Raw genomic sequence first — 17760 nt, 5'->3', positions numbered from 1 at the left:
GCCCGATTTCAACCATTGCAGGCCATATTGCATAGCTTGAAGGCCTTATTGCGGCTCAAACGGGCTTAAAAGCGCATCTTGGACCGTGAAAAACTGCGCATCTGCCCCCAAGGAGTCAAATAGCAGTTGATCGGTGCCGGTCATCCAGCACTGCGTGCCCAAGGCATTGAGCAGCGCAAACAGACTTGCCCGTCGATTTGCATCCAAATGCGCAGCAATTTCATCAAGCAGAAGAAGCGGTGAAATGCCCGTCATTTGCTTGACGAGCCGCGCATGCGCCATGATCAGCCCCACCAGCAGCGCCTTTTGCTCGCCAGTTGAACAGATATTGGCGGGAACCTGTTTGTCGGTGTTTGTCACCAAAATATCGGTGCGATGCGGCCCAATTGTTGTGCGCCCTGCTGCACGATCTAAATGTCGGCGTTCGCGCCAAACATTGATGTAGGCTTCCTCCAATTCAGTTGATGTTTGAAATTCCCCAACATGCTCTTGGCTCTCAATTTCCAAATAGGCTGAAGGGAACCCCGATCCATCATCGTGCTGAAGCAATTCATTCAAATGCGCAATGGTATCAAGGCGCGAAAAATGCATTGCCGCTGCATGTGCTGCCATCTGCGCTTCGATGGCCGCGGCCCATGCAGCATCGCCATATTCATCAAGTAATTTGTTGCGCTGGCGCATGGCTTTTTCAAACTGCGCCACTTCAGCGCCATGGCCCGGAATAAGGGCCAGCACCAAACGATCAAAAAAGCGGCGTCGATCTGCAGCTGGGCCAGTGAACAACCCGTCTTGTGCAGGGGTGAGCCACAAAATGCGCAAATATTCGCCCAATTGATCGACCGACTTTGCCGCTGCGCCATTGATTTTGACACGGCGTCCGGTGGTTGCGTCTGGTTCTAACCCTGTCCCCAGATCGACGGTGCCATATTGGGTTTCAATTGACGCGGCAACGGCCCATCCGCCAGTGCCACTATGCAAGGCCAGTGTATCGAAATTGGCCCGCCGCAAACCACGCCCCGGGGAAAGTAAGGAAATGGCTTCAAGCAGGTTTGTTTTGCCCGCACCGTTAGGCCCGGTGAGCACAACATGGCGATCATCGGGGTCCAGCGCGGCGCTGACATAATTGCGGTAGTTCGACAACCGCAAGCGCGATACGAAGTGGCTTGGGGTTACGCGAGTTGGGGTTTGGCGAATCTCCGCCATTGAAGGATTTACCCCCTTTGGGCCATTGCGTCCTAAACGCGCATTGGCATCAAAACATAAAGCGCATCATCGTCATTTTCAGACTGCACAATGGTTGGTGAACCCGCATCTGAAAGCATGAAGATCGCAGCGTCAGATTTTACCTGATCGATAATGTCCAACAGATAACGCGCGTTAAAGCCAATCTCGAACCCATCATCTTCAAACTCAATCGGCAACTCTTCACGCGCTGTGCCGTGATCTGGGTTGGTGACGCTCATCTCCAACAAACCATTGCTCAATGCCAGCTTAACGGCTTTGCCGCCTCGGTCTGATGCGATGGTCGACACCCGATCAACGGCCTGCTTGAAGCTGGCGGTGTCGACGGTGAGTTGCTTATCGTTATTTTGTGGGATTACACGCTCATAATCTGGGAAGGTGCCTTCGATGAGTTTTGACAACAGAACAACGCCTGACACTTCAAAGCGGATCTTTGTATCTGAGAGTTCAACTGCCACATCGTCATCATCGCCTGATAAGAGCTTTTGCACTTCAGCAACCGTTTTACGCGGCACAATAATCGATGGCATGCCTTGCGACCCCTCAGGCGCGTTGACTTGCGCGCGAGCGAGACGGTGTCCATCAGTTGCAACCGCGCGCATGATCACGTTGGCGCCATCGTCCATGGTGTGGAAGAAAATACCATTGAGATAATAGCGGGTTTCTTCCGATGAAATCGCAAACTGCGTGCAATCGATCAACTGACGCAACGCGCCAGCTTTGATGGTGAATTGGTGGCTGAAATCACCAGACTTAAGATCTGGAAAGCCATCGGCTGCTAGACAAGTCAGATTAAACTTTGAACGACCAGAGGTGATGGCCATTTGCTCGCCAGCGCCGTCAACTTCGATGTTCACTTCCGCGCCATCAGATAGCTTGCGCACGATCTCATATAGTGTGTGGGCAGGAACAGTCGTGGTGCCCGGTGTGCCCACCATTGCAGGCACCGATTCTGTAACTTCAATATCAAGATCAGTTGCCCGCAGCTGCAGACCACCATCACTTGCATTGAGCAAGACGTTAGAAAGGATGGGGTAGGTGGTGCGGCGTTCAACGACGCGATGCACATGCCCAAGCGATTTCAACAGGTGATTTCTCTCAAGCGTAACTTTCATTGGTGTCTACTCCCGGTATCTCGCCGCTTTTCTTTTGAACGGCACAATTCGTCTTTGCCCAATGTGGGACAAGGAAAATGACCTTTTGAGCTGCAAAAGGCAAGGAAAAAACGGCCCTTTTCCCGATTATGAATCGGGCAAATGATTATCCGATTTGCCTCAGACTTGCAATTTGCCAAATCCACACCATATTGATATCATAATGATATCGTTTTTGGAGCAGTATTATGAACGAAAAGCAAGCTTGGTCGATTTCCGGCTATCCAATAATCATCGTTGTGTTGGCATGGATTGCACTTTGGCTATTTATGTTGATCAACGGCATTATGTATGATGGCGGCGCGCGGGCAATTGTGCCCTACCTCATTGGCGGCCCGATCACCACAGCGGCCTTGGCCGCAGGATTTGTGATGGTGCAACCCAAACAATCAAAAGTGTTGGTGTTGTTTGGCGCCTATAATGGCACGTTGAGTGAAACGGGCTTACGTTGGGTCAATCCTTTCAACTATCCTCGCATCCCAGTGTCGTTGCGTCTAAGAAATTTTGAAAGCGGCAAAAACAAAGTCAATGACGCCAATGGCAACCCCATTGAAATTGCCGCCATTGTGGTTTGGCGGGTCACCGATACGGCTGAAGCAACATTTGAAGTGGATAATTACAAGGACTTTGTGGCCGTGCAATCAGAGGCGGCAGTACGCACATTGGCCAGCCGCTATGCCTATGATTTGAAAGACAGCAAAGAAAGCACAGCCGTGTCGCTGCGCGCCAACCCGACAGAAGTGGCGGACATGCTGCAACACGAAATTCAAGAACGTTTGACCAAAGCGGGCGTTGAAGTGGTCGAGGCGCGGATTAGCCACTTGGCCTATGCACAAGAAATCGCTGCTGCCATGTTGCAACGTCAACAAGCCAGCGCCATTGTGGACGCGCGCGAAACGATTGTTGAAGGTGCAGTTGGCATGGTGGAAATGGCGCTCAATCAGCTCTCTGAACGAGAAGTGGTTGAACTGGATGCCGAGCGCAAAGCGACAATGGTTTCCAATTTGCTGGTGGTCTTATGCGGTCAGCACGATGCCCAACCAGTGGTGAACACAGGCAGCCTATACTAAGGAACTTCCATGGCTTCAAAGAAAGCATTTGCATTACGCGTATCGCCGCAAGTGATGGATGCGATGCAAAGGTGGGCTGATGATGATCTGCGCAGTTTAAACGCGCAGATCGAATATGTGTTGCGCGATGCGCTTGTCAAAGCGGGTCGCGTGAAATTGGTTCAGCGTACGGTCACCGATATCGTGAGCTTAGATGAGGGCCAAGAAGACACGGAGTAAACAAGCGCCCCTTTATCGATAAAATGACAAAGGGGCTAAGTTTGGTCGTCTTTGGGAGGAAATTCTTCTTTTGAATTCCTGTGCCGCATTTGCGGTTTTGCTTGGGACCCTAGTCTTCGATCATCCGCTTGAGCAATTCCACTTCTTGAGCGAACCCATTGTCTTCCGACATAAGTTGCTCAACTTTGCGCACTGCATGCAGAACCGTTGTGTGGTCACGGTTGCCGAAACGGCGGCCGATCTCTGGCAACGAGCGCGAAGTCAACATTTTTGACAAATACATGGCGATCTGACGCGGCCGCACCACAGAGCGTGAACGACGCGACGACAAAAGATCAGGCTTTGACACCTTAAAGTGTTTGGCCACCATGATTTGAATTTCATCAATCTTGACGCGACGCGTATCGCGGGTACGCATCAGATCGTGCAATGCTTTTTCCGCCAAATCAATGGTGATCGGCTCGCCAGTAAGTTGGTTTGCAGCAACCAAGCGATTGATTGAACCATCTAGATCGCGACCGTGAGAAATCACTTTCTTGGCCACATAGTCGAGCACTTGGCTTGGAATGTGCAGGCCGGGATATTTTGCCAATGCCTGTTCGGCACGCTTTTCAACAATCGCACGGCGCAATTCTTCGTCCAGTGAACGGATCGGCACCACAAGACCGCCAGAAAGACGAGAGCGCAGACGATCATCGAGCATTTCCAAACCATTTGGTGGCGCATCCCCGGCAACAACCACTTGCTTAGCACCAGACAATAGGGCGCTTAGCGCTTGGCCAAACTCGGTGACAGACTTGCCTTGTAGGAATTGCATGTCGTCGATCAACAATACATCAATACCGCGCAACCACTCTTTGAAGCTGATCGCAGACTGACGCTGCACCGCTGAAATGAAGTGGTACATGAAATGGTCGGCCGTGAGATAAACCACATTGCGCGATTTGTCCGCGCCACCTGCGGCCCACGCGATCGCGTTCAGCAGGTGAGACTTACCCAAACCAACAGAAGAGTGAATATAGACGGGGTTAAATGTAACCGCATTTTGCGCCACGGCTTGCGCCACTTGCTTGGCCGCACCTAAAGCCATTTCGTTGGCGCTACCGGCAACGAATGTGTCAAAGGTCAGCTTTGGATCAAGAGCTGAACCAGACAAGGCGTCGCCCTGTTTGATACGTGCATTGTGTTTTGCACCTGTGCGGATGGTCGCTGACACTTTAGGTGTTGGTGTCGTTTGCGCTGCAGGCTCGTCCTGCTTCGCTGTTTGTTTGGTTTGCACCTGACCATTTACACGTACCGTGATCTGCAATGTCTGCACATCTTGGTTTTCACCCTGAAACGCTTCAATGATCCGATCTTGATAGTTGGACAGGATCCAAGAACACAAGAATCGTGTTGGTACGGAAAGGTGTGCGAGGTCCCCATCAAGCTCCACCAATTCAAGCCGTGCGAACCAAGAGTTGAAAACGTCTTCCCCGACGCTGGCCCAAAGCCGTTTCTTCACCCGTGTCCAAAGTTGTTTGTTGTCGCCCCCCGACAAATCCATTGCTGTCCCGCCTTGCTGTTTTGCATCTGTCGCCGCTGGTTTTTGATGTCTTTGTGCATCTTCTTCCTTGCGCGCCAACATTGTGAATTGATCCATTTGTGCCTCTTTCAATTTCGAGCAACGCACCATCCGCATTAAAGCGCGTTGATCAGCTGATCGGAACTCTCGATCAGACAAACCCCTAACGTTCGCTGAAAGTATTCAACGTCGTTTATTCGGTCATTTACTTTGAATTTGGCGCTAAACTCGCGCCGGTTACTCTACTCGGTGTTGTTTTTTGTCCTGGCTAGCTATGACGTGGCGCTGGTCTCAAATGGAAGACTGGAAATTTGGCTTGAACGCACATTTTCCTCTTTGCACACATCGTCATCGGCCCCCGTTATATTTGCCGCCTCTTTATGAATACAGAGGCCGCCGCCATTTCTTTTATCAACAGATTTAGTTTAGCCCTTTTAGTGGATGCGTTTCAACTGGTGAATCGTTGAAAAACCCTCTTGACTCTAGGGGGCTGATTTGGGTTGGCGCGACAGCGAGAATCTAGTCATTCTTAAGAGCTTGGATTTGCTTAATGAATCGAAATTCAAGTCAAAAATGCCTCGCAAAAAAAAATTTACTTTTTGTTAAGGATCCGCTCATTTTGGGGTATCCAACCCACTTTTTGCGCGAACAACACGACAGCATAAACAATTGAAATGTTTAGCGTTTTTCATACTCCAATTATCTAGTATGTCAATTTTATGAATGAATTCAAAGGGTTCAATTTATACGTTAATTTGCGTGTTATGTGTCCAACATTACTAAACGCTGGATTTATCGTTACGTGAACAATAGCCGGAAAAATAGTTAGTTCTACTGATACGGCCTAGATGCTGCAAAACTGCGGCCAAGAACGCAAAAAGGCCGCCCGGAGGCGACCTTTAAAACGACTAAGTAAAATCAAAGTAGAGCCTTACGCGCTCAGTGCTTTGATCCGACCTGAAAGACGTGAAATTTTGCGAGAAGCATGGTTCTTATGAACGATGCCTTTTTGCGCAGCGCGCATGATTTCTGGCTGAGCAGCTTGCAAAGCAGTTTTTGCTTCAGCGCTATCGCCTTTAGTGATTGCTTCTTCCACGTTGCGGATGAAGGTGCGCATGCGTGAACGACGAGCTTTGTTCACTTCAGTGCGGCGCGCAATTTTACGTACGGCTTTTTTTGCCGAAGGAGTATTGGCCATGTGGTCCTCTTTGTGCCTCTTCACGCCCTGCCCAATGACAGAATCGCGAAATAAAAGCGGCGGCACCAAAGGCCGCCAGAAATTCAGGTTGGGCGGGTTATAGTTTGAAGTTTGGTTTTGGTCAATAGGAAAAGCGGTGAAAATGCCCGCAAAGCCCCAGCCACAGACTCCTTTTAGCTATCGCTGGCACGAAGGGCAATAAAAGGTTGAACGCCCCGATTGTACGATGCGCGCGATCTTGCTGCCACAGTTTGGCGTTGCGCAGGTTTCTCCCTCCCGACCATAGACCTTGAACCGATGCTGGAAATAGCCCAGTTCCCCATCTGCATGTTTAAAGTCTTTCAAGGTCGACCCGCCGGCTGCAATCGCCTCATTGAGCACATTCACAATGGCGGGGGCGAGCACTTCTAGTTGCTTCTTTGGCTTGCCATCTGCGCGCACCAACGTGCCCACAGGGCGCGTTGGATCAATCTTTGAAATGAACAGTGCCTCGCACACATATATATTGCCAAGCCCAGCCACATTGCGCTGATCCAAAAGAGCCGATTTGATCGGGGTTTTCTTGTTCAGGAAACGGTCCGCAAGATGCTGGGCGCTGAACTGGTTGCCTAATGGCTCTGGCCCCATTTTGGCAAAGTGAGGGCAATCCGTTTCTTCTGCAAACAGATCCATATATCCGAAGCGGCGTGGGTCATTATATATAATGTCAACGCGACCTTTTTCAGGATGCTCGATTTCAAGGATAACATGGTCGTGCTTTTCATGGGCCAATGGCACGAGTTTACGGCCCTGCCCTTCAACCAATTCAGCATTGATTTTAAAGCTGCCGCTCATCCCCAAATGAGCCAGCATATTGGTGCCCGACTGCAACGGCACGATGAGATATTTGGCCCGGCGTCGAAGTTGCCCGATTTGCTGCCCCTCTAGTTGAGAGGCAAAACCTTGGGGGAAAGGAAAACGCAAGTTTTCACGATTCAAAATCACCCGCGAAATGGTGGCTTGGTCCATAAAGGGTGCAAGGCCATTTTTGACGGTTTCAACCTCGGGCAATTCAGGCAATTGGGAAGTCCTTTTGATCAACCATAGTGTGGCAATGACGCGCAGGCTACATGTTCTCCTCAACCGTAGAAAAGCTGAGGCGCTTCAGGTATGGTGCGCCAACATTGATGATTTGCAAGTGACCATAAAGATGAGTGAAGCGCAACAAACAACCCATTTTGGTGAACGCGAAGTCCCGTTGGAAGAAAAACAGGGCCTCGTAAATGACGTGTTCCACAAAGTGGCTGATCGCTACGATTTGATGAATGACTTGATGAGCGGCGGCATGCATCGGGTTTGGAAGGATGCGTTTGTGGCCAATCTTGCACCGCCACGTGCAGGCAAACGTCCATTTGAAGTTTTAGATATGGCTGGTGGCACTGGTGATATTGCACAGCGGATCAAAAATGCTTCGCACGGCTATGCCAAAGTGACCGTATCCGATATCAACACAGACATGTTGCGGGTCGGCGCGGAGCGCGCAAAAAGCTGGCGCTATCAAGATGGCGTTGAATTCGTTGAAGCCAACGCTGAAGAGCTGCCATTTGAAAACAATCGATTTGATGCCTACACCATATCATTTGGCATGCGAAACGTGCCACAGATCGACAAAGCCTTGCGCGAAGCGTATCGGGTCTTAAAGCGTGGTGGCCGACTGATGGTAATGGAGTTTTCCGAAGTTGATGTGCCGGTGCTTGATAAAATTTATGACTTATTCTCTGAACATGTGATCCCGCCAATTGGTGGCGTTGTGACTGGCGACGAACAGCCTTATCAATATTTGATTGAGAGCATTCGCAAATTTCCAAAGCCCAAACAGTTCTGCACCATGATTGAGGATGCGGGCTTTTCGCGGGTGACGCATACGCCACTTAGCGGCAATATTGCCGCTGTCCATTCTGGCTGGAAACTGAGATAGGCGGCAACAAAAATGGGTCTTTTTGCTTATCTGCGGTTGGTGCGGGCCGGATATGTGTTGGCGCGCGAAGGTGCCTTTTCACTCACTGAGGGTCAGGGCATCAAAGGCCCTGCCGCTACTGCCATTTGGTTTGCGCGACTAATTGAACGCCCATCTGTGCGCAAAACAGGCCGGGTGGAGCGTTTGTCTGCCGCTTTGCAAAAGCTTGGACCAACCTACGTAAAACTTGGCCAATTGCTGGCTACCCGCGCTGACATTGTCGGCCCAGTGGTTGCTAAAGACTTGGCCAACTTACAAGACAAGATGCCGCCCTTCGATCAGACCTTGGTGCCTGCCATTTTGGAAGAGGCGCTTGGTGAAAAAGCCACAACGCTGACCGAGGTTTCTGGTCCTGTGGCAGCCGCCTCGATTGCGCAAGTTCATAGTGCGCAACTGGTGGATAGCAATGGCACACCACAAAAGGTGGCGATCAAATTGCTACGCCCCGATGTTGAGGTGCGGTTCAAAAAAGATCTGGCCTCGTTGAAAGCCGCCGCTGGTTTTTTTGAACTTATTGCCCCAAAGGCAAAACGCCTAAAACCAAAAGATATTGTTGAAACGCTTGAGCGCTCTGCGATCCTTGAAATGGATTTGCGGATGGAAGCAGCCGCGATTTCTGAACTTTACGACAATACCAAGGATGATGAGGGATTTGAGATCCCCACCATCCATTGGCCGCAAACCGGGCGCAATGTGATGGTGACCTCCTGGATGGATGGCATTCCCATTCGCGATCACGAGGCAATCGATAAAGCCGGGCTAGACCGCAAGAAAATTGCCAAAGAGCTGATGCAGCACTTTTTGCGTCATGCGATCCGTGACGGCTATTTCCACGCGGATATGCACCCGGGCAATTTGTTCGTTGATCCTAAAACTGGACACGTACGGGCAGTTGATTTTGGCATTATGGGGCGGATCGGAAAGCCAGAGCAAAAGTTTTTAGCCGAAATCCTTTATGGGTTCATCCGTCGCGACTATCGCCATATCTCCCAATTGCACTTTGATATTGGCTACGTGCCCAAACACCAATCAGTTGATGATTTTGCGCAGTCTTTGCGCGCGATCGGCGAGCCTTTGGTTGGGCGCACCGCAAATGAGATATCAATGGCCAAGGTTTTGGCCCAACTGCTGGATAATACGGCCCTGTTCGAAATGGAAGCGCGCACCGAATTGGTGATGCTGCAAAAAAACATGGTGCTGGTCGAGGGCGTTGCCCGGACATTGGACCCAGAACTAAACATTTGGGAAGTGTCAGAACCGATCGTTTCGAAATGGGTAAAACGCAATGTGGGGCCGATTGGCATTGCCGAAGAAGCCCGCGACACAGGCGTTGCTCTTTATAGCGCTGCGAAAAAAGTGCCGCTTTTGGTGCAACGATATGAGGCGATGTTGGACCAGGCAGAAAAAGACAGAGCCAATCCACCATTTTTCATGCGCACCTGGTTTACTGTGCTTGTGGTTGGATTGATGATTGCGGTTGGCGCTGCGGCGATAAAGACGCTAGTTTAGCGCCAAATCATTTGCAACGGAGTATGCCCAACATGCTGGCAGGCCGGAAAACATTGCTAATCGTCACTGGTGGCATTGCTGCTTTTAAGGCAATTGATCTTATTCGATTGATCAAAAAGGCAGGCGGTGAGGTGCAGCCGATTCTAACCCAATCGGCGCAAGAGTTTGTGACACCACTGACCGCTGGCACGTTAGCGGGCAATGCGGCACTATCTGAATTGTTTGATCTAACCCGCGAAAGCGAGATTGGGCATATCGAGCTTGTGCGCGATGCCGATTTGGTGGTGGTTGCCCCGTGCACGGCCAACTTTATGGCCAAGATGGCGCATGGCTTGGCTGATGATTTGGCATCAACAGCCATTTTAGCGCGAGACAAGCATGTGATTGTCGCGCCCGCAATGAACGTAAAGATGTGGGAAGCGGCACCCACCCAGCGCAACCTTGCAACCTTAATCGATGACGGCATGCAAATTGTTGGACCGGACGATGGGGAAATGGCATGCGGTGAATTTGGCCCTGGACGCATGGCTGAGCCTGACACCATTTTTGCCGCGATTGAAGATTATTTTCAGGCCACTGACGACACATTGCCACTTGCTGGCAAGCGCATTTTGGTGACTTCGGGCGCCACTCGTGAACCATTAGACCCTGTGCGGTATTTGACAAACGCCTCTTCTGGCAAGCAAGGCACCGCAATTGCCGCGGCGTTGCGTGCAGCAGGTGCTGATGTTGAGTTTATTACAGGTGTGGCCGAAGTGCCGCCACCAAACGGGGTGAATGTGACCAACATCACCACAGCGCAAGACATGTATGACGCCGTGCATGAAGCCCTGCCGTGCGACGTGGCAATTTTTTGCGCCGCGGTGTCCGATTGGCGCCCCAGACAAGCGGGCACTGAAAAGATCAAGAAAAAGGGCGACGGTGAAGCGCCGAGCCTTGAAATGGTTTTGAACCCTGACATCCTGAAATCTGTCGCAGCATTGGACCCAAGTGAGCGCCCAGAATTGGTGATTGGGTTTGCGGCGGAAACAGAAAATGTGATTGAACACGCCAAAGCCAAACGTGAACGCAAGGGATGTGATTGGCTGTTGGCTAATGATGTGAGCGCCGGCACGGGCACCTTTGGCGGTGACAGCAATTCAATTATCTTCTTCGATGATCAGGGCCATGAAGTTTGGCCGAGAATGAGCAAACAAGAAGTGGGCATGGCACTGACCGACCGCATTGCGTCTGCGCTAAACTCACAAAAATAGAGACCCGATATGACCGCATTGAATGTGCCATTTATGTATTTGCCACACGGCGAGGGTTTGCCCGTGCCTTTTCAAGCAACAGCAGGTGCGGCGGGTCTAGACCTTTGTGCAGCGGTGCCTGAAGATCAACCAATGGTAATCGCGCCTGGTGCGCACGACATTGTGCCAACCGGTTTTGCACTTGGTCTGCCTGAAGGTTACGAAGCGCAGATCCGCCCGCGTTCTGGCTTGGCGGCGAAATTTGCAGTGACAACCTTGAACGCACCGGGCACAATTGATGCAGACTATCGCGGGGAAGTGCGGGTCATTTTGATCAACCATGGCAAAGAGCCTTTCACAGTTAAACGCGGTGATCGGATTGCACAAATGGTGATCGCACCTGTACCGCGCATTGCCATGATCGAGACAAAAACGCTTGATACAACGGATCGTGGAGCGGGCGGTTTTGGTTCTACGGGGGTTGCATCCCCGTCAGAATAATGAGGGAGCAACTTTAATGTTTAGGGCACTAATTTCTTTTTTTGTTATCGCGCTTTTGAGCGTTTCATCTGTTTTTGCGGCGGAGCGGGCCGAGTTTGATTTGATCGGCTATTCCCATGGCGGCAAATATTTCGCTTTTGAGGAATATGGGATTCAAGATGGGTCCGGCTTTGCCTATTCGACCATCTATGTCCTCAGTTTAGAAAATGATGCGTGGGTTGGTGGGTCGCCATTTCACGTGCAAGCGGGTGATGAAACCACCCAATTAGCAGAAATTCGCAGCCAAGCCTTACGCGCAGCAATGGGGCCGCTTGGCACCTACGATATTTCTACCCCAGCACGGCTGATCGCGTTGAATGGCGATGGTGAACCAGAATCGGACGAGCTAACTTTGGATTTTGGCGTGCCGGGCTATTCCGATCCCTCTTCGCATTTTGGGTCGTACGAATTGAGTTTTGACATTTTTAGCGCCCCATCGGGCGAAAACTGCATGGACTATTTTGGCGATGAGGCCAAAGGCTTTCGTCTAAAGCTTAGTGACGGCACAACAACGAGCATTTTGCACGAGGACACGCGCGTGCCAACTTCACGTGGCTGCCCGGTAACTTATCGAGCGAGCGCTGTTGTTATTCCGTTTGACGCATATGACATTGATCATGGTGTTGCGCTTATATCTGTATGGTCTTATGGCTTTGAAGGGATGGATCGGCGGTTTATTGCCGTTCCGCTCAACAAGGGGAACTAAGCTTTGCTCACCGCTGACGAAATCAAGCGCTACCAGCGCCATATAGTATTGAAAAATGTCGGCGGGCCGGGGCAGCAAAAGCTGAAAGCCGCCAAAGTGCTGATTATTGGTGCAGGCGGCTTGGGTAGCCCCGTCATAGCTTATTTGGTGGCGGCAGGCGTTGGCACCATCGGCGTGGTGGACGACGACATTGTTTCTCTGTCCAATTTGCAGCGGCAGATGGTGCACCGCACGCGGGATGAGGGCGTGGCAAAGGTCGAAAGCGCTAGGCGCTTTGCCAATGATCTAAACGACCATGTGGACTTTCAGGCGATCAACGCGCGGTTGGATGAAACCAACGGCGCAGAGATCATCGCGCCATATGATTTTGTGGTCGACGGGTCTGACAATTTTGACACCCGCGCCTTGGTGGCGACGCTTTGCGAGAAAGCGCAAAAGCCATTGGTGGCGGGTGCTGTCTCTCTGTTTGATGGCAATCTCACGGTTTTTGCACCGCACCAAAATGACAATCCGCGATTTGCCGATCTTTATCCGCAACGCCCCTCACCTGATCAACTCCCTTCTTGCGAAGAGGCAGGCATTTTAGGACCAATCACCGCAGTGATTGGCGGGTTGCAAGCGATGGAAGCGGTGAAACTGATCACCGGTGTCGGTGAGCCGTTGATTGGCCGCCTATTGACCTATGATGGCCGCGACGCGCGCTTCCGCGAGATGAAATATCGACGCAAAGCTTAACTGGTGCTAGCCTTCCCATCAAAACTGAGGGGATAGGCAGATGGACGACAGAACATCCGTTGCAGTGATTGGCTTAGGCATTATGGGCCGGCGCATGTTGGAAGCCCTTTCATCGCACGACAAATTCTACGCCAGTCACATTTGGGACCCAAATGCCGATGCTGTCGCCAAAGCCCGGCAAATTGCACCTGACGCCGTTGTGCCAGACATGGCGGAGCTCGCGATCGAATCTGCTGAAGTGACTTATCTTGCGTGCCCGCCCGACCCGCGTCGGCTCTACGCCATGATGGCGGCAGATTGCGCCAAGCCGATCTTTTTAGAAAAGCCTCTGGGGATCAACCTGGCCGCCAGCCGCGCCATGGTCACCCATTTGGAAAAAGCACAAGTGCCTGCCGCCGTTAATTTTGTGCAAGCAACAGGTGAACCGCTAGCGGTGGTGCAAGCCGCTTTACAATCCGGCGAAATGGGCGAACTAGTTGGCATTGATATTGAGGTTTCTTACGCCCAATGGCCGCGTATTTGGCAGCAAGAAGCGGACTGGCTTCGGTTCAAGGCAGAAGGCGGGATGACCCGCGAGGTGATTTCACATTTTGTGTTTTTTGCCGAGAGATTGCTGGGGCCAACAATGCTGAAATGGTCACACCCAACCTATCCAAATGAATATTTGTGCGAGACCAATTTGGCCGCACATCTCAGTAATAGCGAGCATCTGCCGCTAAACGTTTTTGCCAATGTGGGTGGTGCGCAGCCAGATAAGCAGCGCGTTCTCATCAAAGGCAGCAAGAAGAGCTTCAAGGTTGAGCAGTTTAGCGAACTATGGGTCAGCGAAGGCGATGCGTTCAAACAAATTGTCCGCCCGTCCGAAAATGCGCGCATTGATGGGCTGCACGTGCAGCTTGATCATTTTGACAGATGCATGCGCGGCGAACCGCACCAGTTGGCCACCATACAGGAGGCATTGAGTGTGCAAGAGAAAATAGAAGGCATGTTGGCGGGGTAGGATATTCTATTGCCCTCGCCACTACTTTGATGCTTTAGAGAAACAACACACCATATTTAAGCGCTTACTTTATGAAATTTGTAATTTTGATTGGCCCGCAAGCAGTGGGCAAAATGACGGTGGGGCAAGAGCTGGAAAAGCTCACTGGCCTGAAACTGTTTCACAATCATATGACGATTGATTTGGTATCGAGATATTTTGATTTCGGTACACCTGAGGGACAAAAACTGGTTGAGAACCTGCGCTTTGAGTTTTTTCAAGCGTTTGCAGCAAGCGATCAGCCGGGTTTCATCTTCACGCTAATGTGGTGTTTTGACGATCCGGATGACCGCGTCTTCATTGAACACATTACCAAGGTTTTTGAAGATCAAAATGCAGATGTTTATTGGATTGAACTGGAGACAGATTTTGAAGAGCGCCTGATACGCAACCGAAGTGAGAACCGCTTGGCGCATAAACCATCTAAGCGCAATGTTGAAAAATCTGAATCTCATCTCGTTAAAACGTACAAGCAATATCGCCTGAATTCGCACGTGGGTGAAATTCAGCGACATAACTATATCAAGATCGAGAATACGAATTTAGGGGCGCAGGAGACTGCGAAACAGATCCAGAGTTTTATTGGGCTTTGACGCCCCGCGCTTTGTCTCTCTCCATTAAGGGGAGGAAATTTTCCATTAACGCGCCCACAACCCCACCATCAGGCCAACACCAAATCCCAGGACGATAGCGATGAGGATGAGCCCGATTGGCAAGTTGATCTCTTGGCGGGTATCTGCGCTTGTTTCTGCGATTTCACCTAAATCAAGATCCAAGACTGCGCAAATAGCCTGCGCGGTTTCGGCAGAAAGTGAACCGATGGTTTCTGCCCGCTGAACAGTTCGAGCCGAGATGCCAGCAACATTTGCTAAGTGCTCTTGCGTCCATCCTTTTTTTGTACGCGCTTGTGCAATTGTGTTTACTTTGACGCGCATCAGGAAAAGAACCTACCCTCAAGATAGCCGACTAAATATCCAATAGCGCCAGAGACCATAAAGACCACAGGCAACGTCCACCACTTGTAGATTTGCTTAGTGTCATCGAACAATTTCTCGCCGTTTTGAAAGGCAGACATTCTCAAAGCGCCGGTGAGCATATTCAACCATTGAACGACCACTTGGTAATCATCACCATTATGTTGAAATTCGTGTACAGTCCGAAACCTCAGACTATACGTACTTGAGATTTGCTCTCCGTTTATCCAGACGGTTTCGCGCGTTGTCCAGTTGGCAAAAACTTTTAGTGTAAAATCATCGGAAGTGTATTCAACCCAACGCTCCTTCCAACTCGCATATGACTCTAAATCGACATCGTTTTGCACTTTTCTCTCCATGTTTTCAGAACAGAGTCTGCACACAACAAGGAAAACTCAACGCCACAATTGCGACTGTCGTAAAACTGTCTGAGAGAAATTGCTTAGTAATCAATTGTTACGGCGTAAGCGCCTGACGACCCTCATCAGTCAATAGCCAGCTTTCGCCACCTTCAAACACCGCCGTGGAGAGCGGTTTGCCATAACCAGCGCCAGAATCAAGGTTGATGCGATTACCATAGTGCGTGGCCGCATCGATGGTTGTGTGTCCATGGACAACAAGCCAAGGGTACGGTGCTGTATGGTCCAAAAACCCTTCTCTGATCCAAACCAGATCGTCTGGATGTTGTTCTTTGAGGGCAAGGCCCGGTTTGATGCCCGCATGGACGAACAGCAAATTGTCTTGCTCTAGCGTGAGCGGCAAGGTGCTTAAGAAATCCAAATGGGATTGCGGCACTGCTTGTTTGGCTTCTTCATGGATTTGAAACAGGCGGCGTTCGCTATGCACTTCAACGCCATACGCAGCCATGGTTTCAACGCCGCCGATATTTTTGTGGAACCAATCATAGCCGGGTTTGAGGCGATAATCTGTGCGCGGATAGTCCTCTAGGAACATGGTGAACATGCGGTCGTGATTGCCCAAGAGACAGGTCCAATTTTTACCTGCTTGAACGCCATCCATCAGAAGCTCGATCACTTTGTCGCTGCTTGCACCACGGTCAACATAGTCACCCAAGAACACAATCTTTGCGTCTTTGCCGCCATCGCGCTCGATTCTTTCAAGCGATTCATGCAGCATTTCAATTTGGCCATGAATGTCGCCAATGGCGTAGATAGGTCGGGTCATAAACATCACATAAGCTAAAACAAGAAAGGGGCCAAACGGCCCCTCAATAAATTGCCGCCGTCGGCCCAAATGGGCCTACCCCGGCACCCCCGCCAATTAGTGAAAACTGTATCGGCGGGGAAGAACGCTGTTACGCGTCTGGGTGCTTGAACACCAAGGTTGCGTTGGTGCCGCCAAAGCCAAAAGAGTTGGACATGACGCAACCAATATTTTGATTGTCGCGACGTTCCTGCAAGATCGGCATGTCTTCAAACTCTGGGTCAAGCTCAAAGATGTTCGCGGATTTGCACAAGAAGCCTTCATTCATCATCATGACGGAATAAATCGATTCTTGAACACCCACCGCGCCCAGTGAGTGACCGGTCAAAGACTTGGTTGCCGACAAAGGCGGACACTTGTCTTCGTTGCCAAACACTTTGCGGATGGCTTCAATTTCTTTGATGTCGCCAACTGGAGTCGAAGTGGCATGTGGGTTGATATAGTCAATTGGCATATTGACCGTTTCAAGCGCCATGCGCATGCAGCGTTCCGCGCCTTCGCCCGAAGGAGCAACCATGTCGTAGCCATCAGATGTAGCGCCATAGCCAACAATCTCAGCCAAAATAGTCGCACCGCGCGCTTTGGCGTGCTCATATTCTTCTAGGACCATCACACCAGCGCCACCAGCGATAATGAAACCATCACGGTTTTTGTCATATGCGCGAGAAGATGTTTCAGGCGTGTCATTATATTTCGATGTCATCGCGCCAAGCGCATCGAACATGTTGGACATTGACCATTCAAGGTCTTCCGAACCACCCGCAAAAACGATATCTTGCTTACCCATTTGGATTTGCTCGTAGGCATTGCCAATACAGTGCTTTGACGTCGCACAAGCTGAGGTGATTGTGTAGTTCACACCCTTGATTTTAAACGCTGTTGCCAATGTCGCAGACGCTGTGGAGCTCATCGCTTTTGGCACAGCCAACGGGCCGATGCGCTTAGGGCTGAGATTTTTGCGCGTAAGGTCGGCGGCGTTGATCAAAGTCTCGGTTGAAGGACCGCCGGAACCCATCACAATACCAGTGCGCGGGTTTGAAATATTTGCTTCTTCAAGTCCAGCTTGCTCAATCGCTTCTTGCATAGCGATATAGTTCCATGCCGCACCGCGGGCCATGAAACGGGTTGTGCGCCGATCAAGAATTTCAAATGGATTAAGGGTTGGCTCGCCATGCACTTGGCTGCGGAATCCATATTCCACATGCTTTTCTGCCCGGGTGATTCCCGGCTTGGCGTCGTGCAGGCTCTGCAACACTTCTTTACGGTTATTGCCGATTGAGGAGACAATCCCCATGCCTGTGATGACAACTCTTTTCATATATTCCTCTTTATTGCGTGCGCGCAAAAGCTGGCTTATT

The 17760-nt window shown here is 50.7% G+C and carries 19 protein-coding genes; 10 read left to right on the top strand and 9 right to left on the bottom strand.

What is annotated here, in order from left to right:
- Positions 1-45: 45 nt before the first annotated feature.
- Both recF and dnaN read right to left on the bottom strand, forming a co-directional pair.
- Positions 46-1203, bottom strand: coding sequence for a DNA replication/repair protein RecF (gene recF / locus QQL65_RS06045; protein ID WP_284362779.1), 1158 nt, complete (start codon positions 1201-1203; stop codon positions 46-48).
- A gap of 32 nt (positions 1204-1235) precedes the next feature.
- The gene (gene dnaN, locus QQL65_RS06040; RefSeq protein WP_284362777.1) at positions 1236-2357 is read right to left on the bottom strand and encodes a DNA polymerase III subunit beta; all 1122 of its coding nucleotides are present in this window, start codon (positions 2355-2357) and stop codon (positions 1236-1238) included.
- A gap of 227 nt (positions 2358-2584) precedes the next feature.
- On the opposite strand from dnaN, the gene QQL65_RS06035 reads away from it, so the two are divergent.
- On the top strand, positions 2585-3466 hold the full coding sequence (locus QQL65_RS06035) for an SPFH domain-containing protein (RefSeq protein ID WP_284362775.1): 882 nt from the start codon (positions 2585-2587) through the stop codon (positions 3464-3466).
- Between the two features lie 9 nt (positions 3467-3475).
- Positions 3476-3685 (top strand): type II toxin-antitoxin system antitoxin, encoded by a 210-nt coding sequence (locus tag QQL65_RS06030; RefSeq protein WP_284362773.1) that lies wholly within the window; start codon positions 3476-3478, stop codon positions 3683-3685.
- Positions 3686-3794: 109 nt separating this feature from the next.
- Here the strand turns inward: QQL65_RS06030 and dnaA are convergent, their stop codons facing one another.
- From dnaA to mutM, 3 genes are all read right to left on the bottom strand, one after another.
- Positions 3795-5327, bottom strand: a complete 1533-nt coding sequence (gene dnaA / locus QQL65_RS06025) for a chromosomal replication initiator protein DnaA (protein WP_348529135.1) — start codon at positions 5325-5327, stop codon at positions 3795-3797.
- Between the two features lie 853 nt (positions 5328-6180).
- A complete protein-coding gene (gene rpsT, locus QQL65_RS06020; RefSeq protein ID WP_284362771.1) occupies positions 6181-6447 on the bottom strand; it encodes a 30S ribosomal protein S20 in 267 nt (88 codons plus the stop codon).
- 177 nt (positions 6448-6624) lie between these two features.
- Positions 6625-7506, bottom strand: a complete 882-nt coding sequence (mutM, locus tag QQL65_RS06015; RefSeq protein WP_284362770.1) for a bifunctional DNA-formamidopyrimidine glycosylase/DNA-(apurinic or apyrimidinic site) lyase — start codon at positions 7504-7506, stop codon at positions 6625-6627.
- Between the two features lie 130 nt (positions 7507-7636).
- Between mutM and ubiE the strand changes: the two genes are divergently transcribed.
- The 8 genes from ubiE to QQL65_RS05975 all read left to right on the top strand — a co-directional run bounded on the left by ubiE (position 7637) and on the right by QQL65_RS05975 (position 14797).
- On the top strand, positions 7637-8404 hold the full coding sequence (gene ubiE / locus QQL65_RS06010; protein ID WP_284366225.1) for a bifunctional demethylmenaquinone methyltransferase/2-methoxy-6-polyprenyl-1,4-benzoquinol methylase UbiE: 768 nt from the start codon (positions 7637-7639) through the stop codon (positions 8402-8404).
- Between the two features lie 12 nt (positions 8405-8416).
- Positions 8417-9952 (top strand): 2-polyprenylphenol 6-hydroxylase, encoded by a 1536-nt coding sequence (gene ubiB / locus QQL65_RS06005; protein ID WP_284362769.1) that lies wholly within the window; start codon positions 8417-8419, stop codon positions 9950-9952.
- A gap of 23 nt (positions 9953-9975) precedes the next feature.
- Positions 9976-11205 carry a bifunctional phosphopantothenoylcysteine decarboxylase/phosphopantothenate--cysteine ligase CoaBC gene (gene coaBC, locus QQL65_RS06000; protein WP_284362767.1) on the top strand — a complete coding sequence of 410 codons (1230 nt, stop codon included), beginning with the start codon at positions 9976-9978 and terminating at the stop codon, positions 11203-11205.
- Positions 11206-11214: 9 nt separating this feature from the next.
- Positions 11215-11685 carry a dUTP diphosphatase gene (gene dut / locus QQL65_RS05995; protein ID WP_284362765.1) on the top strand — a complete coding sequence of 157 codons (471 nt, stop codon included), beginning with the start codon at positions 11215-11217 and terminating at the stop codon, positions 11683-11685.
- Between the two features lie 16 nt (positions 11686-11701).
- Positions 11702-12430, top strand: coding sequence for a DUF2259 domain-containing protein (locus QQL65_RS05990; RefSeq protein ID WP_284362763.1), 729 nt, complete (start codon positions 11702-11704; stop codon positions 12428-12430).
- A 3-nt stretch (positions 12431-12433) separates the two neighbouring features.
- Entirely contained in the window at positions 12434-13165 is a 732-nt protein-coding gene (moeB, locus tag QQL65_RS05985; protein WP_284362762.1) for a molybdopterin-synthase adenylyltransferase MoeB, read from the top strand.
- Between the two features lie 40 nt (positions 13166-13205).
- Positions 13206-14165, top strand: coding sequence for a Gfo/Idh/MocA family protein (locus QQL65_RS05980; protein WP_284362760.1), 960 nt, complete (start codon positions 13206-13208; stop codon positions 14163-14165).
- A gap of 71 nt (positions 14166-14236) precedes the next feature.
- Complete coding sequence (locus QQL65_RS05975; RefSeq protein WP_284362759.1) at positions 14237-14797, top strand: AAA family ATPase; 561 nt, start codon at positions 14237-14239, stop codon at positions 14795-14797.
- A gap of 45 nt (positions 14798-14842) precedes the next feature.
- On the opposite strand, the gene QQL65_RS05970 is transcribed toward QQL65_RS05975, so the two are convergent.
- The 4 genes from QQL65_RS05970 to fabB form a co-directional block, all read right to left on the bottom strand.
- Positions 14843-15139 (bottom strand): helix-turn-helix transcriptional regulator, encoded by a 297-nt coding sequence (locus tag QQL65_RS05970; protein WP_284362758.1) that lies wholly within the window; start codon positions 15137-15139, stop codon positions 14843-14845.
- Positions 15139-15525 (bottom strand): hypothetical protein, encoded by a 387-nt coding sequence (locus QQL65_RS05965; RefSeq protein WP_284362757.1) that lies wholly within the window; start codon positions 15523-15525, stop codon positions 15139-15141. Before QQL65_RS05965 ends, QQL65_RS05970 begins: the two co-directional genes overlap by 1 nt.
- Positions 15526-15634: 109 nt before the next feature.
- On the bottom strand, positions 15635-16363 hold the full coding sequence (locus QQL65_RS05960) for a metallophosphoesterase family protein (RefSeq protein ID WP_284362756.1): 729 nt from the start codon (positions 16361-16363) through the stop codon (positions 15635-15637).
- 130 nt (positions 16364-16493) lie between these two features.
- Positions 16494-17720, bottom strand: a complete 1227-nt coding sequence (gene fabB / locus QQL65_RS05955) for a beta-ketoacyl-ACP synthase I (protein ID WP_284362755.1) — start codon at positions 17718-17720, stop codon at positions 16494-16496.
- Positions 17721-17760 lie beyond the last annotated feature (40 nt).

The sequence above is a fragment of the Maritalea porphyrae genome, from assembly GCF_030159895.1.
Taxonomy (GTDB): domain Bacteria; phylum Pseudomonadota; class Alphaproteobacteria; order Rhizobiales; family Devosiaceae; genus Maritalea; species Maritalea porphyrae.
Note: the sequence above shows the minus strand (reverse complement) of the source record. Positions and strands in the feature narration are given on the sequence as shown.

Bases quoted from the DNA above. Each gene is read 5' to 3' on its own strand.
- recF (WP_284362779.1), bottom strand. From the start codon at position 1,203: ATGGCGGAGATTCGCCAAACCCCAACTCGCGTAACCCCAAGCCACTTC.
- dnaN (WP_284362777.1), bottom strand. From the start codon at position 2,357: ATGAAAGTTACGCTTGAGAGAAATCACCTGTTGAAATCGCTTGGGCAT.
- QQL65_RS06035 (WP_284362775.1), top strand. From the start codon at position 2,585: ATGAACGAAAAGCAAGCTTGGTCGATTTCCGGCTATCCAATAATCATC.
- QQL65_RS06030 (WP_284362773.1), top strand. From the start codon at position 3,476: ATGGCTTCAAAGAAAGCATTTGCATTACGCGTATCGCCGCAAGTGATG.
- dnaA (WP_348529135.1), bottom strand. From the start codon at position 5,327: ATGGATCAATTCACAATGTTGGCGCGCAAGGAAGAAGATGCACAAAGA.
- rpsT (WP_284362771.1), bottom strand. From the start codon at position 6,447: ATGGCCAATACTCCTTCGGCAAAAAAAGCCGTACGTAAAATTGCGCGC.
- ubiE (WP_284366225.1), top strand. From the start codon at position 7,637: ATGAGTGAAGCGCAACAAACAACCCATTTTGGTGAACGCGAAGTCCCG.
- ubiB (WP_284362769.1), top strand. From the start codon at position 8,417: ATGGGTCTTTTTGCTTATCTGCGGTTGGTGCGGGCCGGATATGTGTTG.
- coaBC (WP_284362767.1), top strand. From the start codon at position 9,976: ATGCCCAACATGCTGGCAGGCCGGAAAACATTGCTAATCGTCACTGGT.
- dut (WP_284362765.1), top strand. From the start codon at position 11,215: ATGACCGCATTGAATGTGCCATTTATGTATTTGCCACACGGCGAGGGT.
- QQL65_RS05990 (WP_284362763.1), top strand. From the start codon at position 11,702: ATGTTTAGGGCACTAATTTCTTTTTTTGTTATCGCGCTTTTGAGCGTT.
- QQL65_RS05980 (WP_284362760.1), top strand. From the start codon at position 13,206: ATGGACGACAGAACATCCGTTGCAGTGATTGGCTTAGGCATTATGGGC.
- QQL65_RS05975 (WP_284362759.1), top strand. From the start codon at position 14,237: ATGAAATTTGTAATTTTGATTGGCCCGCAAGCAGTGGGCAAAATGACG.
- QQL65_RS05970 (WP_284362758.1), bottom strand. From the start codon at position 15,139: ATGCGCGTCAAAGTAAACACAATTGCACAAGCGCGTACAAAAAAAGGA.
- QQL65_RS05960 (WP_284362756.1), bottom strand. From the start codon at position 16,363: ATGACCCGACCTATCTACGCCATTGGCGACATTCATGGCCAAATTGAA.
- fabB (WP_284362755.1), bottom strand. From the start codon at position 17,720: ATGAAAAGAGTTGTCATCACAGGCATGGGGATTGTCTCCTCAATCGGC.